Annotated in this window: 26 protein-coding genes; 10 read left to right on the forward strand and 16 right to left on the reverse strand. The window is 29.0% G+C overall.

Annotated features, from left to right (window positions below; all coding sequences use genetic code 11):
- Nucleotides 1–5 precede the first annotated feature (5 nt).
- From pstA to PMT9312_RS09725, 3 genes are all read left to right on the forward strand, one after another.
- Nucleotides 6–899, forward strand: a complete 894-nt coding sequence (pstA, locus tag PMT9312_RS03745) for a phosphate ABC transporter permease PstA (RefSeq protein ID WP_011376283.1) — start codon at nucleotides 6–8, stop codon at nucleotides 897–899.
- On the forward strand, nucleotides 900–1,709 hold the full coding sequence (gene pstB / locus PMT9312_RS03750; protein WP_011376284.1) for a phosphate ABC transporter ATP-binding protein PstB: 810 nt from the start codon (nucleotides 900–902) through the stop codon (nucleotides 1,707–1,709).
- Nucleotides 1,710–2,081: 372 nt separating this feature from the next.
- Nucleotides 2,082–2,228, forward strand: coding sequence for a hypothetical protein (locus tag PMT9312_RS09725; protein WP_002808068.1), 147 nt, complete (start codon nucleotides 2,082–2,084; stop codon nucleotides 2,226–2,228).
- Between the two features lie 182 nt (nucleotides 2,229–2,410).
- On the opposite strand, the gene PMT9312_RS03755 is transcribed toward PMT9312_RS09725, so the two are convergent.
- The 9 genes from PMT9312_RS03755 to PMT9312_RS03795 form a co-directional block, all read right to left on the reverse strand.
- Nucleotides 2,411–2,713, reverse strand: a complete 303-nt coding sequence (locus PMT9312_RS03755; protein WP_011376285.1) for a hypothetical protein — start codon at nucleotides 2,711–2,713, stop codon at nucleotides 2,411–2,413.
- 210 nt (nucleotides 2,714–2,923) lie between these two features.
- Nucleotides 2,924–3,574: a ligase-associated DNA damage response endonuclease PdeM gene (pdeM, locus tag PMT9312_RS03760; protein ID WP_011376286.1), complete on the reverse strand. Its 651-nt coding sequence runs from the start codon at nucleotides 3,572–3,574 to the stop codon at nucleotides 2,924–2,926.
- Nucleotides 3,575–6,061, reverse strand: a complete 2,487-nt coding sequence (locus PMT9312_RS03765) for a ligase-associated DNA damage response DEXH box helicase (RefSeq protein ID WP_011376287.1) — start codon at nucleotides 6,059–6,061, stop codon at nucleotides 3,575–3,577.
- Nucleotides 6,058–7,698 carry an ATP-dependent DNA ligase gene (locus PMT9312_RS03770; RefSeq protein ID WP_011376288.1) on the reverse strand — a complete coding sequence of 547 codons (1,641 nt, stop codon included), beginning with the start codon at nucleotides 7,696–7,698 and terminating at the stop codon, nucleotides 6,058–6,060. Before PMT9312_RS03770 ends, PMT9312_RS03765 begins: the two co-directional genes overlap by 4 nt.
- A gap of 2 nt (nucleotides 7,699–7,700) precedes the next feature.
- Complete coding sequence (locus PMT9312_RS03775) at nucleotides 7,701–8,687, reverse strand: ligase-associated DNA damage response exonuclease (RefSeq protein WP_011376289.1); 987 nt, start codon at nucleotides 8,685–8,687, stop codon at nucleotides 7,701–7,703.
- A gap of 35 nt (nucleotides 8,688–8,722) precedes the next feature.
- Nucleotides 8,723–9,136, reverse strand: a complete 414-nt coding sequence (locus PMT9312_RS03780; RefSeq protein WP_011376290.1) for a hypothetical protein — start codon at nucleotides 9,134–9,136, stop codon at nucleotides 8,723–8,725.
- A gap of 84 nt (nucleotides 9,137–9,220) precedes the next feature.
- On the reverse strand, nucleotides 9,221–9,508 hold the full coding sequence (locus tag PMT9312_RS03785) for a translation initiation factor IF-2 N-terminal domain-containing protein (RefSeq protein WP_011376291.1): 288 nt from the start codon (nucleotides 9,506–9,508) through the stop codon (nucleotides 9,221–9,223).
- 98 nt (nucleotides 9,509–9,606) lie between these two features.
- Nucleotides 9,607–10,926 carry a DUF2130 domain-containing protein gene (locus PMT9312_RS03790; RefSeq protein WP_011376292.1) on the reverse strand — a complete coding sequence of 440 codons (1,320 nt, stop codon included), beginning with the start codon at nucleotides 10,924–10,926 and terminating at the stop codon, nucleotides 9,607–9,609.
- 132 nt (nucleotides 10,927–11,058) lie between these two features.
- Nucleotides 11,059–11,427, reverse strand: a complete 369-nt coding sequence (locus tag PMT9312_RS03795; RefSeq protein WP_011376293.1) for a hypothetical protein — start codon at nucleotides 11,425–11,427, stop codon at nucleotides 11,059–11,061.
- 220 nt (nucleotides 11,428–11,647) lie between these two features.
- Between PMT9312_RS03795 and PMT9312_RS03800 the strand changes: the two genes are divergently transcribed.
- Complete coding sequence (locus PMT9312_RS03800; protein ID WP_011376294.1) at nucleotides 11,648–11,851, forward strand: hypothetical protein; 204 nt, start codon at nucleotides 11,648–11,650, stop codon at nucleotides 11,849–11,851.
- Between the two features lie 360 nt (nucleotides 11,852–12,211).
- Nucleotides 12,212–12,409, forward strand: a complete 198-nt coding sequence (locus PMT9312_RS03805; RefSeq protein WP_011376295.1) for a hypothetical protein — start codon at nucleotides 12,212–12,214, stop codon at nucleotides 12,407–12,409.
- A 23-nt stretch (nucleotides 12,410–12,432) separates the two neighbouring features.
- On the opposite strand, the gene PMT9312_RS03810 is transcribed toward PMT9312_RS03805, so the two are convergent.
- Nucleotides 12,433–12,627, reverse strand: coding sequence for a hypothetical protein (locus PMT9312_RS03810; RefSeq protein WP_011376296.1), 195 nt, complete (start codon nucleotides 12,625–12,627; stop codon nucleotides 12,433–12,435).
- 141 nt (nucleotides 12,628–12,768) lie between these two features.
- On the opposite strand from PMT9312_RS03810, the gene PMT9312_RS03815 reads away from it, so the two are divergent.
- Entirely contained in the window at nucleotides 12,769–12,951 is a 183-nt protein-coding gene (locus PMT9312_RS03815) for a hypothetical protein (RefSeq protein WP_036924563.1), read from the forward strand.
- Between the two features lie 312 nt (nucleotides 12,952–13,263).
- Here the strand turns inward: PMT9312_RS03815 and PMT9312_RS03820 are convergent, their stop codons facing one another.
- The 3 genes from PMT9312_RS03820 to PMT9312_RS03825 form a co-directional block, all read right to left on the reverse strand.
- Complete coding sequence (locus PMT9312_RS03820; RefSeq protein ID WP_011376298.1) at nucleotides 13,264–13,614, reverse strand: hypothetical protein; 351 nt, start codon at nucleotides 13,612–13,614, stop codon at nucleotides 13,264–13,266.
- A 42-nt stretch (nucleotides 13,615–13,656) separates the two neighbouring features.
- A complete protein-coding gene (locus PMT9312_RS09730; RefSeq protein WP_011376299.1) occupies nucleotides 13,657–13,833 on the reverse strand; it encodes a hypothetical protein in 177 nt (58 codons plus the stop codon).
- A gap of 88 nt (nucleotides 13,834–13,921) precedes the next feature.
- A complete protein-coding gene (locus tag PMT9312_RS03825; RefSeq protein ID WP_011376300.1) occupies nucleotides 13,922–14,353 on the reverse strand; it encodes a hypothetical protein in 432 nt (143 codons plus the stop codon).
- 129 nt (nucleotides 14,354–14,482) lie between these two features.
- Here PMT9312_RS03825 and PMT9312_RS03830 point away from each other — a divergent pair, with 129 nt between their 5' ends.
- Entirely contained in the window at nucleotides 14,483–14,752 is a 270-nt protein-coding gene (locus tag PMT9312_RS03830) for a hypothetical protein (protein WP_011376301.1), read from the forward strand.
- Between the two features lie 253 nt (nucleotides 14,753–15,005).
- Here PMT9312_RS03830 and PMT9312_RS03840 read toward each other — a convergent pair whose 3' ends face one another.
- Nucleotides 15,006–15,284 carry a DUF2103 domain-containing protein gene (locus PMT9312_RS03840; protein ID WP_036924638.1) on the reverse strand — a complete coding sequence of 93 codons (279 nt, stop codon included), beginning with the start codon at nucleotides 15,282–15,284 and terminating at the stop codon, nucleotides 15,006–15,008.
- 116 nt (nucleotides 15,285–15,400) lie between these two features.
- Here PMT9312_RS03840 and petN point away from each other — a divergent pair, with 116 nt between their 5' ends.
- Nucleotides 15,401–15,502: a cytochrome b6-f complex subunit PetN gene (petN, locus tag PMT9312_RS03845; protein ID WP_011376303.1), complete on the forward strand. Its 102-nt coding sequence runs from the start codon at nucleotides 15,401–15,403 to the stop codon at nucleotides 15,500–15,502.
- A gap of 146 nt (nucleotides 15,503–15,648) precedes the next feature.
- On the opposite strand, the gene psb29 is transcribed toward petN, so the two are convergent.
- The gene (psb29, locus tag PMT9312_RS03850) at nucleotides 15,649–16,299 is read right to left on the reverse strand and encodes a photosystem II biogenesis protein Psp29 (RefSeq protein WP_011376304.1); all 651 of its coding nucleotides are present in this window, start codon (nucleotides 16,297–16,299) and stop codon (nucleotides 15,649–15,651) included.
- A 32-nt stretch (nucleotides 16,300–16,331) separates the two neighbouring features.
- Between psb29 and clpP the strand changes: the two genes are divergently transcribed.
- Nucleotides 16,332–16,922, forward strand: coding sequence for an ATP-dependent Clp endopeptidase proteolytic subunit ClpP (gene clpP, locus PMT9312_RS03855; protein WP_263891553.1), 591 nt, complete (start codon nucleotides 16,332–16,334; stop codon nucleotides 16,920–16,922).
- On the opposite strand, the gene ftsH is transcribed toward clpP, so the two are convergent.
- Nucleotides 16,919–18,832 carry an ATP-dependent zinc metalloprotease FtsH gene (ftsH, locus tag PMT9312_RS03860; protein WP_011376306.1) on the reverse strand — a complete coding sequence of 638 codons (1,914 nt, stop codon included), beginning with the start codon at nucleotides 18,830–18,832 and terminating at the stop codon, nucleotides 16,919–16,921. The two genes, clpP and ftsH, sit on opposite strands and share 4 nt — an antisense overlap.
- Nucleotides 18,833–18,939: 107 nt before the next feature.
- Here ftsH and PMT9312_RS03865 point away from each other — a divergent pair, with 107 nt between their 5' ends.
- Nucleotides 18,940–19,149 (forward strand): NAD(P)H dehydrogenase assembly family protein, encoded by a 210-nt coding sequence (locus tag PMT9312_RS03865; protein ID WP_011376307.1) that lies wholly within the window; start codon nucleotides 18,940–18,942, stop codon nucleotides 19,147–19,149.

Raw genomic sequence — 19,149 nt, forward strand, 5'->3', positions numbered from 1 at the left:
TAATTATGAATTCACTTTATTACCAGAAAAGATTATCAAGAAATATAGGAGATAAACTCTTTACTTCTTTATCAGTAATTTGTGCATTGATAGCGATACTGCCTTTAATTTTTCTGGTTACATATATTCTTATTAAAGGTGGATCTCAAATCACACCAGAACTATTTACTTTAGAACCAAACCCTCCTGGAGATGACTTAGATGCAGGAGGCATTAATCCTGCATTAATAGGAACACTGATAATTACCTCCATTGCTTCAATTATTGCCATACCAGTAGGTGTTGGCGGTGGAATATATCTGGCGGAATATTCTAAAGGCGGTGCTTTTTCAAGGTTTATTAGATTTGGGGTAAATGTTTTAGCGGGAGTCCCCTCAATAATTGCCGGTGTATTTATTTATGCCTTAATTGTTTCAACAAAGATCTTATTTGGAAGTATGTACAGTGGCTTGGCGGGAGGTATGGCACTTTCAATATTGATGTTGCCTACTGTTATTAAGACTACTGACGAAGGTTTAAAGTTAGTTCCTAACGAATTAAGATATGCGTCTCTTGGTGTTGGAGCAAGTATGTATACAACCATATTGAAAGTTACTTTGCCCTCTGCCTTTAGATCTATTGCTACTGGAGTTGTACTTGGAATCGCAAGAGCTGCAGGCGAAACAGCTCCTTTGATCTTTACTGCTTTATTTTCTTACTATTACATAACTGGTTTTGGGGATTTGTTTTATGAGATGGGCTCTCTGGCCGTTCTGATATACAACTTTGCCCTTGAACCTTACGATGCACAGAATAAACTAGCTTGGGCAGCTTCCTTTATTCTTGTTTTATCGATATTATCAGTAAATATACTTTCAAGGATATTAGCCGCTTTTACTGAGAAAACTAAGAGGGTATAAATGATTAAAACTAATAAAAAAACTCCAAAAAATATCATTTTATCCCTTGAGAATGTCTCTATTAGCTATGGAACTTTTGAAGCCGTAAGAAATGTTTTTTGTAACTTTAAAAAAGGGAATATTACCTCCCTTATTGGACCTTCAGGTTGCGGAAAATCAACGGTTCTTAGATCTTTAAATAGGATGAACGATCTGATTCCTAATTGTTCCTTGAAAGGAACAGTCCTGTTTGACGGAACTAATATTTACGATAAAAGAGTAGATCCAGTTGAAGTAAGAAGAAGAATTGGGATGGTTTTTCAACAACCTAATCCTTTTCCTAAATCTATTTACGAAAATATTGCATTTGGGGCAAGAATTAATGGTTTTACGGGAGATATGGATGAATTAGTAGAAAGTTCACTAAGAAAGGCTGCTTTATGGGACGAATGTAAGGATAAATTGAATGATAGTGGTTACTCTTTATCAGGTGGACAACAACAAAGATTATGTATCGCTAGAACCATTGCGATTGAGCCTGAAATAATTCTCATGGATGAGCCATGCTCAGCTTTAGATCCAATCTCTACTTTGAAAATAGAAGAGACGATGCACGAACTTAAGATGAATTACACAATAATAATCGTTACCCATAATATGCAGCAGGCTTTAAGAGTCAGCGATATGACTGCTTTCTTTAATGCAGTTGAATACGAAGACGGTGATGGAGGAAAGGTTGGTTACCTTGCGGAATTTAATTCCACTAAGAAAATTTTTAACTCTCCAAAAGAAAAAACCACTCAGGAATATATATCTGGTAAATTTGGTTGATGTTGAATTTTTACCTTTAATACCTCCTAGGGGTAGACAAACAGTATAAATACCTATATAGTAAACTCGCATTAGCAAGTTAATCCTTGAAAAACTTTCCATTTCTACCTTTCTTGATTTTTGCAGGAGCTCTAATAACAACTGCAACAATAGGCTTACCTGTATTTACTTCATAATTTAAAAGTAATTCTATTTAAGGTAATCTTTTGGTTTCAATAACAAATAAACTATTGATTGGAAGTCCTCATAAAACTTTAACAAAGGGAAATTTATTTGACTTTATAAAAAAAAGAGTGAATATGAATCTGTGTGGGAGTGAAAAATCTGTATTAAAACCATTTTTAAAAGTGGTTAATTTCTAATTTATTTATCATGGATAAAACTAAAGAACAGTTAGAAAAATTGAGAGAAGTAGCAGAAGCATCTCTTACAAAAACGGATGAACTTCAAAAAGTTCTTGCTCAAATTGAAGCTTTAATGTCTAGAGAAGAATCACAAACTCTATCAAAGAAGAAATAATTATTAAAAATAATTTTAGTTTTTGTACTTTTAATTACACCTCTAAAATTCCATTGTAGTTATTAATTGTATATGCAGAACCCGTTCCAAAGTTTTCTGTTAGGTCTCTAGGTCTTACCTTCTTTAAGTAAAAGACCTCTTTAATTTCTTTGTCTTTATTATATTTTTTATAGCCTGATTATTTAGTTGATTACTTTATAGATTTTTTTCAAACAGACATTTACATCGAAAGATTCAGTATTTACAACCTCTATGCCTGTTTTTTCTGTAACTTCAACAATAGCATTGCATTCGTCTTGTTTAAGAGCCATGTAACTTGGCTTTTTATCTTCTATATCTAATTCAATACTAGATTCATTATCTTCTTTATATTGCTCCATTACAAGTGTAAGAGCCTCTATCTCTACCGAAAAATTCTCATTTGCTTTTGCCTCAAATGGAATGATAAGAAATGGAAATAAAATCAAGGCTATTAATTTTTTCATTTCTATAAAATGTGTTTATTTTTTTTATAACGTGGATTGTCTGCTAAAGGAAGGGGCATTATTCATTTTATTTTTTTAGTTGTTTATTCTTTATTAATAAATAATTATTCAATATTTATAAATTAATTGATGAAATTATTTAATGAGAGTTTTAAGTATAAATTAGTATATCTAAATGAAAAATTTAATTCACTTCAATAGGATTTTTACTTAAGAATTTATTTCGATAATTTCTTCTTCAGAAACAATTGCCCATTTTCTAAAGGACTTTTTGCAAGGATATCCTCCTGTTAAGTCTCCAAATGCGGGCAAGAATAAAGTATTTTTATTCTTATCCATTGCAAAACACCTGAAAGACAATTTATCTCCTTTGTTTTTTAAATAGATTTTTGGATGATAATGTCCACAAATATTCAAAGTTTTATTATCGCCTAAATCAACTGGTTCATGGCTAAAAGTAATATTTTTAGTTTTTCTAATATCAAAAATTTTTATGTTTTTAATATCACAACCTACATCGTGATTTCCGAGGACTAGTTCAACATTAGTTTGTAGTAGTTCAGGAAGATCCTCAACTTTTTTTTGAAGAGTTTTATCTATTGAATATTTGCTGTGGAATAAATCTCCCAATATTATTAACTTTTCAGGACTATATTTTTTTACTATTTTTTTTATTCTTGCGAAATTGTTTTTATCTGAATTATTAGTAAGAGGTATACCATTTTGCTGAAAATACTCAGCTTTCCCAAGATGAATATCGCATATTAACAACTCTTTTGTTATCGGTAGAAATAACGCTCTTAAAGGAAGCATCTCTAACAATGTATCTTCCCAACAAAATTTAAAAGTACTTTTTTTCATTTAATCACTATATTTTTTTATAAGTTTTTCTACTCTTCTTTCTATTGGTTCATTGCTTAAGGTATTTTTAAGTCTTTCAACTAATAAAGGGAAAGCAAAAGGAGTTGGAGTTTTTATCTCGTTTAATAGCATTTTTAAATTCTTTAATCTTTCTAATGATCTAGATATTCTTTTATTTTCTAATTGATATTCTTTAACTTCTTGATGCGATTGTTTTATCAAAAGATGGCCTTCTTCATATTTAGTAAAGACATCGTAGAAAAGACTTGAACTTATTTGAAGTTGAGAAGAAGTTTTTGTTTTGGTTGGATTATTTTGATTTACTAGTCCACTTATCTGGGCAATATGTTTAAATCTACGTTTTGTCAATTCTGAAAAATTTATTGCATTTTCTAGATCTTCCTCTAATTTTTTGTTATCAAAAAAATAATCAGCTTCTTTTTTAATTATGGAAAAATCATAATCTTCTGAGCTAGTTAAGCTGAATCCAAAATCATTAGCAGTAATACTAAATGTAGATTGTTTTAATTTTGCTAATCTTAAAGCCCATAGAAATGCAATTCCTTCATTTACAAATTTGCCATCAAGTGTAAAAACAAAAATAGTTGATAAATCCTTGGTTTTATATATTTCTATAAGGAATTCATCTTTCTTTGGAATATTTGAAAGAACCTTTTGTTTCTTCAATATTGGGCGTAATGAATTTAGTTCAGGATTCGAGCAATCATAATTTTCTGGTTCATTGCATATATCTATTTCTTTTCTCAAACTTTCACAAAGTAGATCAGAAATTGCCATTTGACCTCCAACCCATGCAGGAATTAGAGAACTTTTTTTTGTAGATTTTTTAACGTATAAAATCATATCTCTGATTCTTACAAATTGAAGCATTTTACCGGCAAAGTAAAAGGTATCTCCAGGATTTAATTTTGAGGCAAAATTCTCTTCTAAATTTCCCAAGGATTTACCTTTCATATATTTTACATTCACAAATTTGTCGCTCGTAATTGTCCCAATATTGAACTTATGCATTCTTATTAAAGATTTGTCTTTTACAAAATATTTAAAGTTTACATTATTATTTTGTGATTCTTCTTTAATTATCTTTTTATATTTTGGGTATGCTTTAAGACATTTTCCTCCATATTCTAAAAAGTCAAGACACCAATCCCAATCTTGATCTTTTAAGTTTCTATAACTCCAACAACTTTTAATTCTTTCTTTCTCAATTTTCGGATCAAAGCCATTTCCGCATGCCAAACTTATTAGATGTTGAAGAAGTACATCATAAGATAATTCAGGAAGTCTAATTTCCTCAGATATACCACTTTTTATTATTCTTCTCATTGCACTAATCTCAAATAACTCCAAAGAATTGGTAGGCATAAAAATTATTTTTGATTTCCCGCCTGGTCTATGAGCACTTCTTCCCGCTCTTTGGATAAGTCTAGCTAAATTCTTTGCACTACCAATTTGAACTATTTGATCTACAGGTTGGAAGTCAACTCCCAAATCTAGCGAGCTGGTGCAGACTACCCATTTTATTAATCCGTCTTTAACCCCTTCTTCAACTTTTTTTCTATCTTCTTTATCGAGGGAGCCGTGATGAAGTGCGATTTTGTCTTCCATCTCTGGCAGAAAAAATTTAAGACATTGATACCATCTTTCAGATTGATTTCTTGTATTGGTGAATAATAGGGTGCTTTTATTTTTATCTAGGATTTTTAAAAGTGAAGAATGACTTCTTATTCCTAGATGGCCACTCCATGGAAAGGTCGTTTCCTCCTCTGGTAAAACGCTTATAATTTCTATCTCTTTTTGAATATTTGTACTTATAATTTTGGGTTTTATAGCGCTCATACCAACTATTGCTCTTGCTGCTTCTTCAATATTTCCAATAGTTGCAGACATTGCCCAAATTTGTAAATTTTTAATATTACCTCTTAGCCAACTTAAAGATAACTCGCACTGGTTTCCTCTTTTACTACCCATCAATTCATGCCATTCGTCAATAATTATTGATGACAACTCCTTAAACAGATTATTAGATCCTTTATTAGAAAGTAAAAGAGATAAAGACTCTGGAGTCGTGATAAGAATATTAGGTGGTTTAGCTAGTTGCTTTTTCTTTTCATATGGGGTTGTATCCCCATTCCTGATTTCAACAGTGATTTCTTTATTAAAATGTAAAGCTGCTAATTGGACGGAATTTTTTAGATCTCTACTTAGTGCTTTTAAAGGCGTTATTAATAATATTTGCACACTTTTATTATTTTTGGGATCTTCTAACTGTGATAAAGGTCCCATTAATGAAGCGTAAGTTTTGCCGCATCCAGTAGGAACTTGTATTAGTCCGTTTTCCCCATTTAAAAATGCTTTCCAAGATTCTTCTTGGTAGGTTAATGGCTCCCATCCATTTGAGAAGAAAAACTGTTTAATTTTAGAAATAGAATTACTTTGCCTACTATTTTGTTTAATATTATTCATGATATTTTTTTCATCAGTGCATAAGCATTCTCTAGACTATCTGCATCATTAATTTTTTTATCTTTTCTCCATTTCGTTATTCTTGGAAATCTTACTGCTATGCCTGACTTATGACGTTTTGAAATTTGTATTTTCTCAAAAGATATTTCAAATACCATTTCTGGTTTTAACGATCGAACAGGACCAAATTTTTCTATTGTATTGTTCCTTATCCATTTATCTAGCTCTTTGATCTCAATATTTGTTAAACCAGAATATGCACTTGCAAATTTAATTAATTCTTGGTCTTTCCATAATGCAAAACTGTAATCTGTATAAAGACCAGCTCTTCTACCGCTACCGCCCTTTGCGTAAATTAGAACAGCATCCAGTTGCATAGGATCAACTTTATATTTCCACCAAATGCCTTTTTTTCGACCAGGGGAGTATATAGAAGTCTTTTTCTTAATTATTAATCCTTCAGTATTATTTTCTCGAGATTTCTCTCTATAAGTTAAAGCATCAGGCCAATCTTTAGGAAAGATTAAATCACATATTTTGAAAATATCAGAGATATCATTCTCAGTTTTATTTTGCCATTTTGAAAAATATTTTTCTAACTCAATTCTTCTATTCTCTAATTTAATTTCTCTTATATCTCTTCCATTAATCTCTAAAAGATCATAAGCAATAAAAATAATTGGATATTTTAATTGGATTGATCTAGTAGGAGATTTTCTATTTATTCTTTTTTGAAGAAAAGAAAAATCAAACGCAATTTGTTCTTTAAAATTCCAAACTAATAATTCACCATCAAGAACAAAATCATCTTTTATATGCGACATTTTCTCTACTAATTCTGGGAATGATTCATTGACTAATTCTTGCCCTCTTGTCCATAACGAAACATTTCCTGATCTTTTAATTAATTGCATCCTTATACCGTCGTATTTCCATTCAAATTGAAAATCATTTATTGAATGTTTGAAGATTTTATCTTCAATAGTATTCGCTAGAAGAAATGGAAATGGTTTGGAATTTAACTCTTGAAGATTGATATTCTTGTTAATTAAAAATTCATATGAATCAATTGAAGGCTCAAAATTCCCCATCAACCTATGGGAAATAATCTCTTCATCAATATTAATTAGTTTTGATATTGATTTTGTGATTAATCCGATAGAGACCCCTACTCTAAAAGTTCCTGTAAGAATCTTATTGAAAATTAGATGGTTATCTTCAGGTAATGTTTCCCACATATTTTTAATTTTAAAATTTTTCTCCTCCTCATTAAGTTTTGATAAATCAGGTATGGTTTTGCTTAGTAATTCATTGAGACTTATATTTGATAATTTCTTTTTTTTGGAAGTACTTTTATTTTTAAGTAATAACGTTATTACCTCAGCAGAATCACCAACTTTTAAATAGCATGTATCAATTAACCATTCAGGATATTCATATATTTGAGAAAAAAGATTTTTTAAATATCTTCCGCTAATAAATCTCTTATTACTTTTTCCAGTCAGTAAATTTATTGCCCATGAATTATCTATTGGATCATTAGATAAAAAATAATTCTTTAAAACTTCAATTTTATTATTTGTGCTGTTACTTGAATCTAAATCTAGAAATAATTCTGAAAAATTTTTTAAGCTCATATTTATTTACCGAAGAAAAGAACATTTATTGATTCCTTCTCAACTAAAAATTTACTTAAAGCTTCACTATCTCCATGATGAAAAAATACATTTTTTGCTTCAGACTTTTTTACTACTTCCAGTATTCCATCCCAATCTGCATGATCAGAGATTGGGAAGCCTTTGTCATATCCAGATCTTTTTCTTAGAGCTCTTATTGACATCCATCCACTCGCAAAAGCTGTTTGAATATGTTTGAAATTTTTTAGATAAGAGCCCTTACTTAAAGATGGCGGTAATAATATTAGACTTCCTTTAAGTTCATCAATCTTTTTTTTATTTTCGATTTTTATAGTATCTTTAATATCAATTCCAAGTTTTTTATAACTATTGTTCATTTTATGAATACTGTCATGGGAATAAATATTGCCTTTAAAATTTGTTTGACTAATTTCGTTTAACAATCTCTGAGCTTTTCCAAGTGAATAGCAGAAAAGTAAGGAAGTTTTTTCTGGTGAATTAGTTATCCACTTTGAAATATCATTTACTATTTTATTTGTTTCGTCCCACTTAAAGATTGGTAAACCAAAAGTACATTCACTTATTAAATAATCAGTTTTTACTATTTCATATTGTTTGCAAGTCTCATCTTTTTGAAGCTTAAAGTCACCTGAAATAAGCCATTTTTCTTCAGCAAAAATAAATCTTATTTGACTAGATCCAAGGATGTGTCCTGAAGGATGAAAAGAAATATTAATACCATTTATCTTGAATTCTTCTCCATATTCAAAAGTCTTAATTTTGATATTATCTCTAACTCTTTCTTTAAGAAGTATCGCAGTTTCCTTAGTAGAAATGTATTCTTCACAGCCAAATGTAAAGTGATCAAAATGAGCATGGGTTATTAATGCCTTTTTTACTGGCTTGCTTGGATCAATCCAAATATCAGCAAGTTCACAATAAAGATTTCCATCTTTATATTTTATTAAATATTCTTGTTTAGTTCTCAAAACTACATCTATCTCAATGTAGTTAATTTAGCTAATTATGCCCATGCTTGTTTTGATAAAGCTATGGCTGAAATTGTTAGTAAAGCAAAAACTACAAATTTGTTGCTCCAATTAATCATGAATGAACTAATTTTGTTATGAGGAACTCTATTAAATGGCGAAATGTTTTTTTGATTTATTGTGTGATGATTTTCATTATTTGTTGAGTAATTTAAATTATTAATCTTATTTATTAATTTAGATTCGCATTCTGATAATTGTCCTACTTGATTTAATAAATCAATATCTTCTGGTCTTAATAATGAATTAAATTCTTTAATTTTTACTTGGTTGTTTGCAAGAAATTCATTTACTATTTCTTCTGTACTTAAACCTTTCTTTATTTTCAAAAGAACATCATCTCTTTCCCAGGATTTTTCTAGGGAGGTTAAAATTTTGCTTATGCTCATATTAAGTATTTTTACTTATGATAAAATATTTTATTTTTCTTCTGTGGGTTATTTTTTTAAGTAATTAAAAAAAATTAGTTTTATTTAAGATTTTCGAATAAGTCTGTTTGCAAAATAATTAATCTTATCTTTTTCTGTAATTTTCTTTGTTGTGTTTTTTTCTTTGACTTTATTTTTGTTTATAGTGACTATTTCATCTGATACGTTTTTACCTGTTTCAAAATAACTTTTAATTTTTTCTAATTCTTCTTTATTTAATCTTTTTGTCGAACCTTTTGCGTTGATTCCAAGTTTCTTACAGGCTAATATTATTCTATTACTTTCGACATTAAGATCTTTGGCTATAGTGAAAATTGGAGTGTTGATAGACATTATTTTCTTTACTATGGAATTTATTATTAATAGTATATTTATAAATTAGAAATAAAATATTTTTTTAACTATTATTAATTTCAAAAAATTTTTGTTAATTAGGCCACTTCATCTTTGAAATTATTTAAATCATTAAACTTTTCTTTCATAGTGGGGTTATTTCTAGTTAATTTCTTTACCGTTAAATCCTGGGATTTGCTGTCAGCAGATAAAAGATGTTTTTTTGAGAGAATTAAAGCCTCTTTCGTTTTTTGTAAATGGGTTATTGATTTATCAATTTCTGTAATGGCATCATTAAATCTATCTTGGGCAAGTGATACATTTTTACCAACGGCATTCTTGAATTGCTCAAGAGTACTTTCAAAATTAGTTATGTCGTAATTCTCGCGTTTCATTAAATCAATTTGTGATTTGTACTTTAAGGTTTCCATCGATGCATTTCTTAGTAGAGAAATAATCGGCAAGAAAAATTGTGGTCTTATGACATACATCTTTGGAAATCTATGTGAAACATCTACTATTCCTGCATTGTATAATTCACTTTCTGACTCTAGAAGCGAAACGAGTACAGCGTACTCACAAGATTTTTGTCTTCTATCTTTATCTAATTCTTTGAAAAAATCTTCGTTTTTTCTTTTATTAGTTCCATTTAAACTTTCGTTCTTCATTTCAAACATTATTGATACGACTTCAGTATTGTTTTCATCAAATTCTCTAAATATATAGTCACCTTTACTTCCAGAAGTAGCATCATTATCCTTTTCAAAATATGAATTTTTAAATGCGGTAGCACGATTAAGATTAAATTGTGTTTCGCAATGGATTTCTAAGGTTTCGCCTACCATCTTTGTAGATAATTTAGATTTCATTTCTCTTAGCTCCTGAATAGTCAGGTCCCTTTCACTAATTTTGCTTTTAAACTTTTCTTCAATTAATTTTTCATTAATTGAATGTTCAAGTTTTATCTTTTCAATAGAATTTGTTAATGTTGAGTTTTCTTTTTCTAAATTAGTAACTGCTTCATTAACTTTGTTTTTTAAAGATAATTCTGCAATTAAAGACTGGTTTTTAATTTCATCCTTTAAATTGTTTAATTCATTATTGAGTGAATTGATTTTATTTGTTGCTTGATTTTTTAAATCATTAAGAGCATTTTCTTTCTTTTCTTCAGCTATGTTTAATTTAGATTCAAGAGCTTGAATCTCAGTATCTTTAATGCTGTTTTGCTCTATTAACTGTATTCTTAATTCTCGTTTTAAAATTTCCAAAGCTTTTTTATTATCTTCTTCAGCTAAAAGAAGTCTTTCTTTTATTTGCTTGTTAAATTCCTCGTCTTTTATTTGAAGAAGGATTTCTTCAAAGCTGCTGGGATCAATTCGGAAGGTTTTGCCACATGAGGGACATTTAATATCTTTCATTTTTTAATTACAAAACTAATATTAGAAAGGATTTAATATTCGAACTATATAAAAAGGAATATTATTCTTGACTAAGAATAAACAATGATCCAATGTTATGCATTAAAAAATAAAATAAATACTAAATGGAAGTTATATTAATCCAGATTCCTTAAGTATATTAATTTTATTTGCTAATTCAATATCTGCAGAGGATATTGAGCGATCTAATGTTTTGTTAGAAGAAACTGTATAACCACTATCATCAACAAATTCATCTTCAGTTTCTTTTAAGTGAACGTTATCATTTTGGAGATCTTTGTAATTATCAGATCTGTATATTTTTGAATTGCTGATATTGCTATATCCAAAATTTGCAATTCCTCTGGAATCTAATGCTTCCTCAACTAATATTCCAACTACTTTAGATCTACTTATAGATTCGCTTTTGGATATTTCATCAATAATTTCAAGTACCCTTTTTCTAGGGAGGTAACCTATCCTTTTAACTTTATTTTCCATAAATCTTTATATATGTCGTTATTGTAACACTTCTGTCAAATTTAGTCAGATTTTGATTGCTAGTGCTAACTGTAAAATTAAGTAATAAAAGAAAGTATAATTTAAACAACCTTCAAAGAAGGTTATTTCTTAATTAATAATTTGGATAGTTTTATATGCTTCTCTAATTGCTTTTTAAGATTATTTCAAAACTTTAAAATCTTTTTAAATTACAATTCTTATGAAAGATAAACTTTATGACAATGCTGACAGCTTTGCGATGTCATTTGATGAGGAATGGAAAAATATTGATTGTGAGGACTCACTATTAAAGATAGATAAAGTATTGGAACTTTTATCAGAACACCCTTTTTTAGTTTCTGATCCAGAAAATGCAAGAAAAATAGCACAATTTAGAATATTTTCATTAAAAAAATTTCAATAACTATTTTTAGAATTTTTTTGAAAATTCTAGTTTAATCTTCAATACTTGAGATTTACATATTTGGCGAATTAAAGAAACCCTTACTATATAAAAATATTGTTATACATATTATTGGACCTATTCCAAAGATAAAAAGTATTAATTTTGCAGAATTTTTTGTTTGACCTAATTCTTGATTTTTTATATTTGTTTTAGTTTGAATTTTTTTTGATTTTTTCTTTTTCATAAAAATATATTACTACATAGCAATTTCAAAAGATTTTGATGTGTTATTGATTCTCAAATAATTTTTTTATTTAGCTTCTTTATTTAAGAATCATAAAAGACAATATTGTATAATGAAATGAATAATAAGCAAATATGAGTGCGACTAAGAGAGAGGAAGTATGTTCTCACCTTAGATATATAAGGTTAGAGCTTAGAGAAATGCATCAGATGCTTATCAAAGATGATTTGTTGCCAGATGTGAACGATGCGAAGGAAGTGCATGCACAACTCGATGCTTTATTGGATTTATTATCAGAAAAAAAAGTAAGGAAGATAAAAAGCCAATTTTGAGACTTTTAATTCATTTGAATAAATTATAAATAATTAGTAGCTGATTCTATTTTTTTGCGATTATCGTGCATCTGCTCTAATTTTTTGTAAATTTCTTTGATTTGGATTTGTATTAGGTCGGTTGAATTTATATTGCTTAAAGCATCCATTGCTGATAGAAGACTTTCCTTAGCTTCTATCAAATGTCTACATTCTTTGCTACCTGCTTCGTATGACATGAGATCATAAAAAATATAATTATCACAAATATATAAAAAATTGTTCCGTATTGCTTGATACTCTTATCAAATGAAAGCTTATTATTGTTACTTAAAATACAGATTAGGATATTTTTTTTACTAATATTAAAAAAAAAAGTAATGCAAGAAAATTCTAAAGATTATGAATACTGTATTAAATACGCTTTAGATAATGCAAGAAAAAGAATGAATCTACTAGATAATTCCGATAAGAAGTGCATTTTGGAAGAATACAAGGAATGGATTAATGATGGTTTAAACAAGCATACAGTGTTACTAATTAGAGAAGACCCTATTATCTAAAATGATTTTAAAAATATCTTTTAGTTATGGGTATTAGAAGTAACCTTAAATAAAAAATAAAGGCTCATAATAAATGCAATTATTAAAAAAATAGTTAACGAAGAAAAATCATACATAAGTATAACTAAAACTTAATTTCAACTATAACAGTTTTCATTAAATTACCTTTTTAATTCAGTATTCTTTTAAAAGTGAAGAAATAAATTTATTCAATTCTTCTTTTTCTAAAAATATTTCTTTAGCTTTGTATTTTTTAAATTTCTTAAAAATTAAATTAACTAAATATTCTGATTTTGGAAACATAAAATAAAGTTACTTTTCTAATAAATATATTTTCTCGGCACCAATTTTATCTGGCTTTGTAATTTTGCAACCCTTATCTTTTTCCATATCGCAATCTCTTGTGGCAGGAACTGATTTCCAGGTACAAATTTTTTCTTGAGAATCTTCTTTTAAGATAATCCATCCATCATCTAAGTATTCTGAAATTCCATCCTCTCCGCAGGAAAACTTTATTTCCATTCTTTTCTTTTCTGAATTGCTAATGTCATTTATATTTTCTTGCAAATTATTTATGGGATATTCTTTATTGATTGATGACCTACAAGAACTTAAGAAAATTGTAATTAGAAGTATTTGTGAAAATTGTTTTATTCTTTTCATTTTTCAAGTCTTTTTATGATTCCAAAGTATTAATATTATAGTTTATTTTGATTCTATTAATTTTAAAAGTTCATCCATTTTAGTCATCAAATTTTTTACATCATCTGGACGCGGTAATATTAATTCTTCAGTAACTTCTAAATGCATTTTTTTTAAGTTTTGCCTTAGATTTTTTAAATGCATTTTTACATTTTCTTTCTTTTCTCTTATATCAGTCATGGGAATAAATTTTAAACTTAATAAAACTTTAAATTACTATCATAATATTTTGAAGGTTATTTCATAGAGAATAATTGAAAATTTAATTTTATAAATTTTCAATTTCATAGATTTCTTCACCACCATAACAAAAATTTGTAGATAACATTTTTATTTCCTTTTTATTAAATCCGATGATTTTTTTATTATTAATAATATAATTTTTGGCAATTGCTTCACAATCTAATTTGTTTTTTGCATGTTTAATAACTGGATAAAAATATGACAATGTACTAATAACAAACAAAAATGTTATTAATGTCTTTTTATCATTTTTAAATAATTCTTTAGCCTTTTTTTGGGTTTTTAATATTTTTATTAGTAATTTATCTGGCAAACCTATTTGAACAAATAACAACTCTACCCACCATGGAAGATCTTTATTTCTCTTTTTCTTTGAGTTTTCGGAAGTATTCATTTTCTTGGCTTCATAATTTGGTTTTCTAGGTTCTTTTGGATTACTTGTTTCTTTTTTATTCATATCATCGAATAATTTATATGGAATATAGAGGTTTTATTTTGATTTGGAAACTATATTTTTATTTTATAAGTTTTAATTTAATTTATCTATGAATTTGAGTATTGTTAATTTGTATTTAAAAAAATTTTAATGGCAAAAAAAAGAAGGAAGTTAAATAAAGATTTTGAGAAGAAAATATATTCATCAAAAAAAAATGTCGAATTAGTTTTGGCCAAAATCTATGATATAGATGATGAAGATATTCAAAAGGAATATATGAGTGCTTTTAAAGGAGTTGTGTATTTATATGATGAATTAAAACAAGATTATGAACTACAAGGTTTTCATGATAACTCAGAAGAACTTTTCACAAACTATAAAAATGCTTTTAATATTTTCGAATCAGAATTCGAAATTTAATTACTAATTACCTTTTATAAGGTATAACTGGTATTTCAATTAGATTGCCTTTTTGGAGATTGTATCTTTTCTTTTGCAAATTTTTTCTACAAGTTGATACTCTTTTTCCCTTTTTGCAAATTTGATTTATCTGGTAATTAGTTAGTGAGAATGATTTATTATTAAATATTAATAATGCAAATAATACTAAAGATAAATTTAAGGCTAATTTCATTGTCTTTCTTTCTCTTAAATTCTAATTCTCTTTATTAAATTACTCAATATTATAGGTATCTATAATTTTTTTTAATTCATCTTTACTTAAGTCTGTAGAAATAAAAACTTCTTGGGCTGTTTTACCCTTTCTTGCGATCGCTTTATATCCGTTTATAGTTTTCACAGACAATCTAATTATCAATTTAGAAGATCTTCCTCTTACTCTTGATATAACAGCAGGAGTTATTGTTTTGATATTTATGTTAAGGGCTAACTTTTGCAGTATGGGAATTAGACCTTCGATATTTGTACTATGATTTAATACTAACCTTCCCAATTTCAATTTTTCTATATTCTATTTAGAAAATTTTGTTTCTGAGAAATTAACTTTATCTTAGAAATGATTAAAAATTTTTGAAGTTCTGTTATATTTAGAAAAGTAATTTAAATCAAATGATCTTTCAAATAGGATGGGCTGCATTAGCTGCAATTTTTACTTTTTCCATTGCAATGGTTGTTTGGGGAAGAAATGGTGACGGCTCCATTGACATATGATTTCATTTTTAACTTATGAAATCTATTTAAATAAATTTCTTATTTTAACATCGTTTGTTTTACTTATATTCATAACATTCGCCGTAATTTATATCTCTTATGTCTCTTGGAAAGATAAAAAAAGAATGAAAAAATAGTTACTAATTTTATAGCGTTTTTTTCTTATCCTTTATTCTTTGTTCTTGAATTAACTCTTTTGCTTGTTCCATTTTTGATATGCTGCTTTTGTAAATTCCAATATCTTTTTCTGCTTTATTGCGAGATAAGCTTAACTTCTCAAAAATATCAGAAATCATTTTATTTTTTTCAATATCATTGTTTTCTTTGAAATCTTGAGAATTTGAAATTAATATATATATCCCTAAGTTCAATATCCTTGAAGGATAAAGTTTGGAATTGCTTTTTTCTTTTAATAATTTCAATATATCTTTTGAAGACTTATCACTAAATTCTTTTTGAGATATTTTGGAGATTTCCTTAATTTCTTTCGCTTCAAAATTTGTAGAAATGCATAAAGATTCAAAAAGTAGATCCAAATGTTTTTCAGGCTTGTATCCTTTCGTTAATTCTTTGAATGTTTCGGTGAGACCTATACAAAAGAGATAATCTTGTTTAAATTCATTTTGATGATTTAAAAGATTTAGTTCGACAAGAATTTCATCAACTATTCTTTTATATAAGCCTGGAATAACGTATGGAAATTCTTCATGAAATAACTTTTTGCTATCTGAAACAGTCAATTTTGCTTTCAATTTTTTATATGTAAACCTTAATAAGGTTAGCGTATGTTGACTCAATATCGTTAATATCTAATAAACAAATAAATATTATTATGATCCCATTAGTTTTAGAAGAATCTGGCGGTAGTGAAAGAGTCTTTGATATCTATTCAAGATTATTAAGAGAGAGAATAATCTTTTTGGGAGAACAAGTTACTAGTGAAACTGCTAATAGAATTGTTGCTCAATTATTATTCCTTGAAGCAGAGGATCCAGACAAAGATATCTATATGTATATAAATTCCCCAGGAGGATCCGTCTATGATGGGCTAGGCATCTTTGACACAATGCAACATGTTAAGCCAGATATTCACACAGTTTGCGTGGGGTTGGCGGCTAGTATGGGTGCTTTTTTGTTGGCGGCAGGTACTAAAGGCAAAAGAAGCAGCCTTAGACATTCAAGAATAATGATTCATCAACCACTTGGAGGGGCCAGAGGCCAAGCCAGTGACATAAGAATTCAGGCAGATGAAATTCTGTTTTTAAAGGAACGTCTTAATACTGAATTATCAGAAAGAACTGGTAAAGATTATGAAACTATTAAAGAGGATACTGATAGAGATTTTTATATGTCTCCGAGTGAGGCTGTGGAGTATGGGTTAATAGATCTAGTATTAGATAAGAAACCTGTTAAAGTTTAATTTAATAATTGAGGTGTTCTCTCTTTCTCAGGAATGGTAGTGAATTCAGATAGAATTCTAGTAAATTCCTCACCATCTAACGTTTCTTTCTCTATTAGTAAATCTACAATTCTATCCATAGCTTCTCTATTTTTACTGACTATAGAATAAGTTTCTTTATAACATTCTTTAACCATTACTCTTACACTTTCATCAATTTGTTTGGAGATAGAATCTGAAACTTCACTTCTAGTCATTAGATCTCTACCAACAAAAACTTCTTGGTTGCCACCCTCCAAAGCTATTGGGCCTAAATTACTCATTCCAAATCTAGTTACCATTTGTCGTGCCATAGAAGCAACCTGTTGAAAATCACCTCCTGCACCTGTTGTAATTTCACCTTTTCCAAAAACAACATCCTCGGCGGCTCTTCCACCTAGTGCGCCCATTATTCTTGCTTTTAGCTGAGCTCTGCTGACAAGGGTTTGTTCATCATCAGGAGTGAACCAAGTTAATCCCTTGGCTTGACCCCTTGGAATGACAGTTACTTTTTGAACAGGATCATGAGCTTTTACTAGTGAGCCAATAAGAGCATGACCAACTTCATGGTAGGCAATTAATCTTTTACTCCTTCCATCTGTTAAAGGAGAACCCTCCATACCTGCAACAATTCTATCTACAGAGTCATCGATTTCTGAAATACTTATAGAATCTTTCCTTCTCCTTGCAGTTAGGATTGCTGCCTCATTTAGTAGATTTGCTAGATCAGCTCCAGTAAAACCTGGAGTCCTTCTTGCTATGCTTTCTAGTGTTAAATCTTCTTGAAGTTTCTTATTCCTCGCATGAACTTCAAGAATTGATAATCTTCCTTTAATATCAGGCGCGTCTACAGTCACCTGTCTATCAAATCTACCTGGTCTCATTAGAGCTGAATCTAAAACATCAGGTCTGTTAGTAGCTGCAATTATTATTATTCCACTATTCCCTTCGAATCCGTCCATTTCAGTGAGCAATTGATTGAGAGTTTGTTCCCTCTCATCGTTACCTCCTCCAATACCAGCACCTCTTTGTCTTCCTACAGCATCAATTTCATCAATAAAAATTAAACAAGGACTATTTTCTTTAGCTCTTTTAAAAAGGTCTCTTACTCTACTTGCGCCGACACCAACAAACATCTCAACAAATTCAGAACCTGATAATGAGAAGAATGGCACTCCTGCTTCTCCGGCAATCGCTTTTGCTAAAAGGGTTTTTCCTGTTCCAGGTGGGCCCACCAATAAAACTCCTTTAGGGATTCTTGCTCCAACAGAAGTAAATTTCTCTGGTTTTTTTAGAAAAGTTACAACTTCTTGTAAATCCTGTTTAGCTTCATTAACTCCTGCTACATCGTCAAAAACAACTCCTGTTTCAGCTTCCATTGCAAACCTGGCCTTTGTCTTTCCAAATTGCATTGCTTGGCCAGGACCCCCTGGCATACCATTTGATCTCCGGGCTAATAAAATTAAACCTCCAATTAAGATGGCTGGGAAAAGCAAATTACCCAAAATTCCTAATGCAGGTGGGGCAGTTTTTACAGGATGTACATCAAAACTAATTCCTTCATTTTTTAAATTGTTTATAAGTTCTGGTGTTAAGCCAGGAAGATCTACACGCAACCTTTGAACTTTATTATCTAAATCCGAATCGATTGTCTCTATAACTGCATTTCTACCACCTTCAAAAATATCAACTGATGTAACCTTTCCTGAATTTATATAGTCTAAGAATCTACCATAACTAACTCTTGCTACTGCAGAGTTTCTTGGCGCAATAGTGGTCCCATTTGATTTGAGTGAATCAACATTGCTAGAGGATAAAAATTGATAAGAAAGAGCAATTATTAAAAGTATAGGTAAGGCCCATAAAATTATTGTTTTAAGTTTCTGATTCATTAATTTGATTGGGGTTGATTCTTAGATTCTAGAATGAATCAGGACATTTCGTTGATATTTTCTCTAACTTTATGCTTATATTATTCTTGACTATATCCGTTTAATAGATGAAATTTGAGATTAAAGATAAGGTTAAGTTGATTGCACCAGTATCCTACTTAAAGACGTCAGATAATATGCCAATGCTAAGACCTCCTGATTTAGTCGCAATTGAAGAAATTGGAGAAATCATATCAATAAAATCTCTAGATACTGTGGAAGTAAAGTTTAGAAGAGGATCCTTTCTGATAGAAATTGATAGGATTGAGAGAGTCTAA

The sequence above is a fragment of the Prochlorococcus marinus str. MIT 9312 genome (assembly GCF_000012645.1).
Taxonomy (GTDB): Bacteria; Cyanobacteriota; Cyanobacteriia; order PCC-6307; family Cyanobiaceae; genus Prochlorococcus_A; species Prochlorococcus_A marinus_L.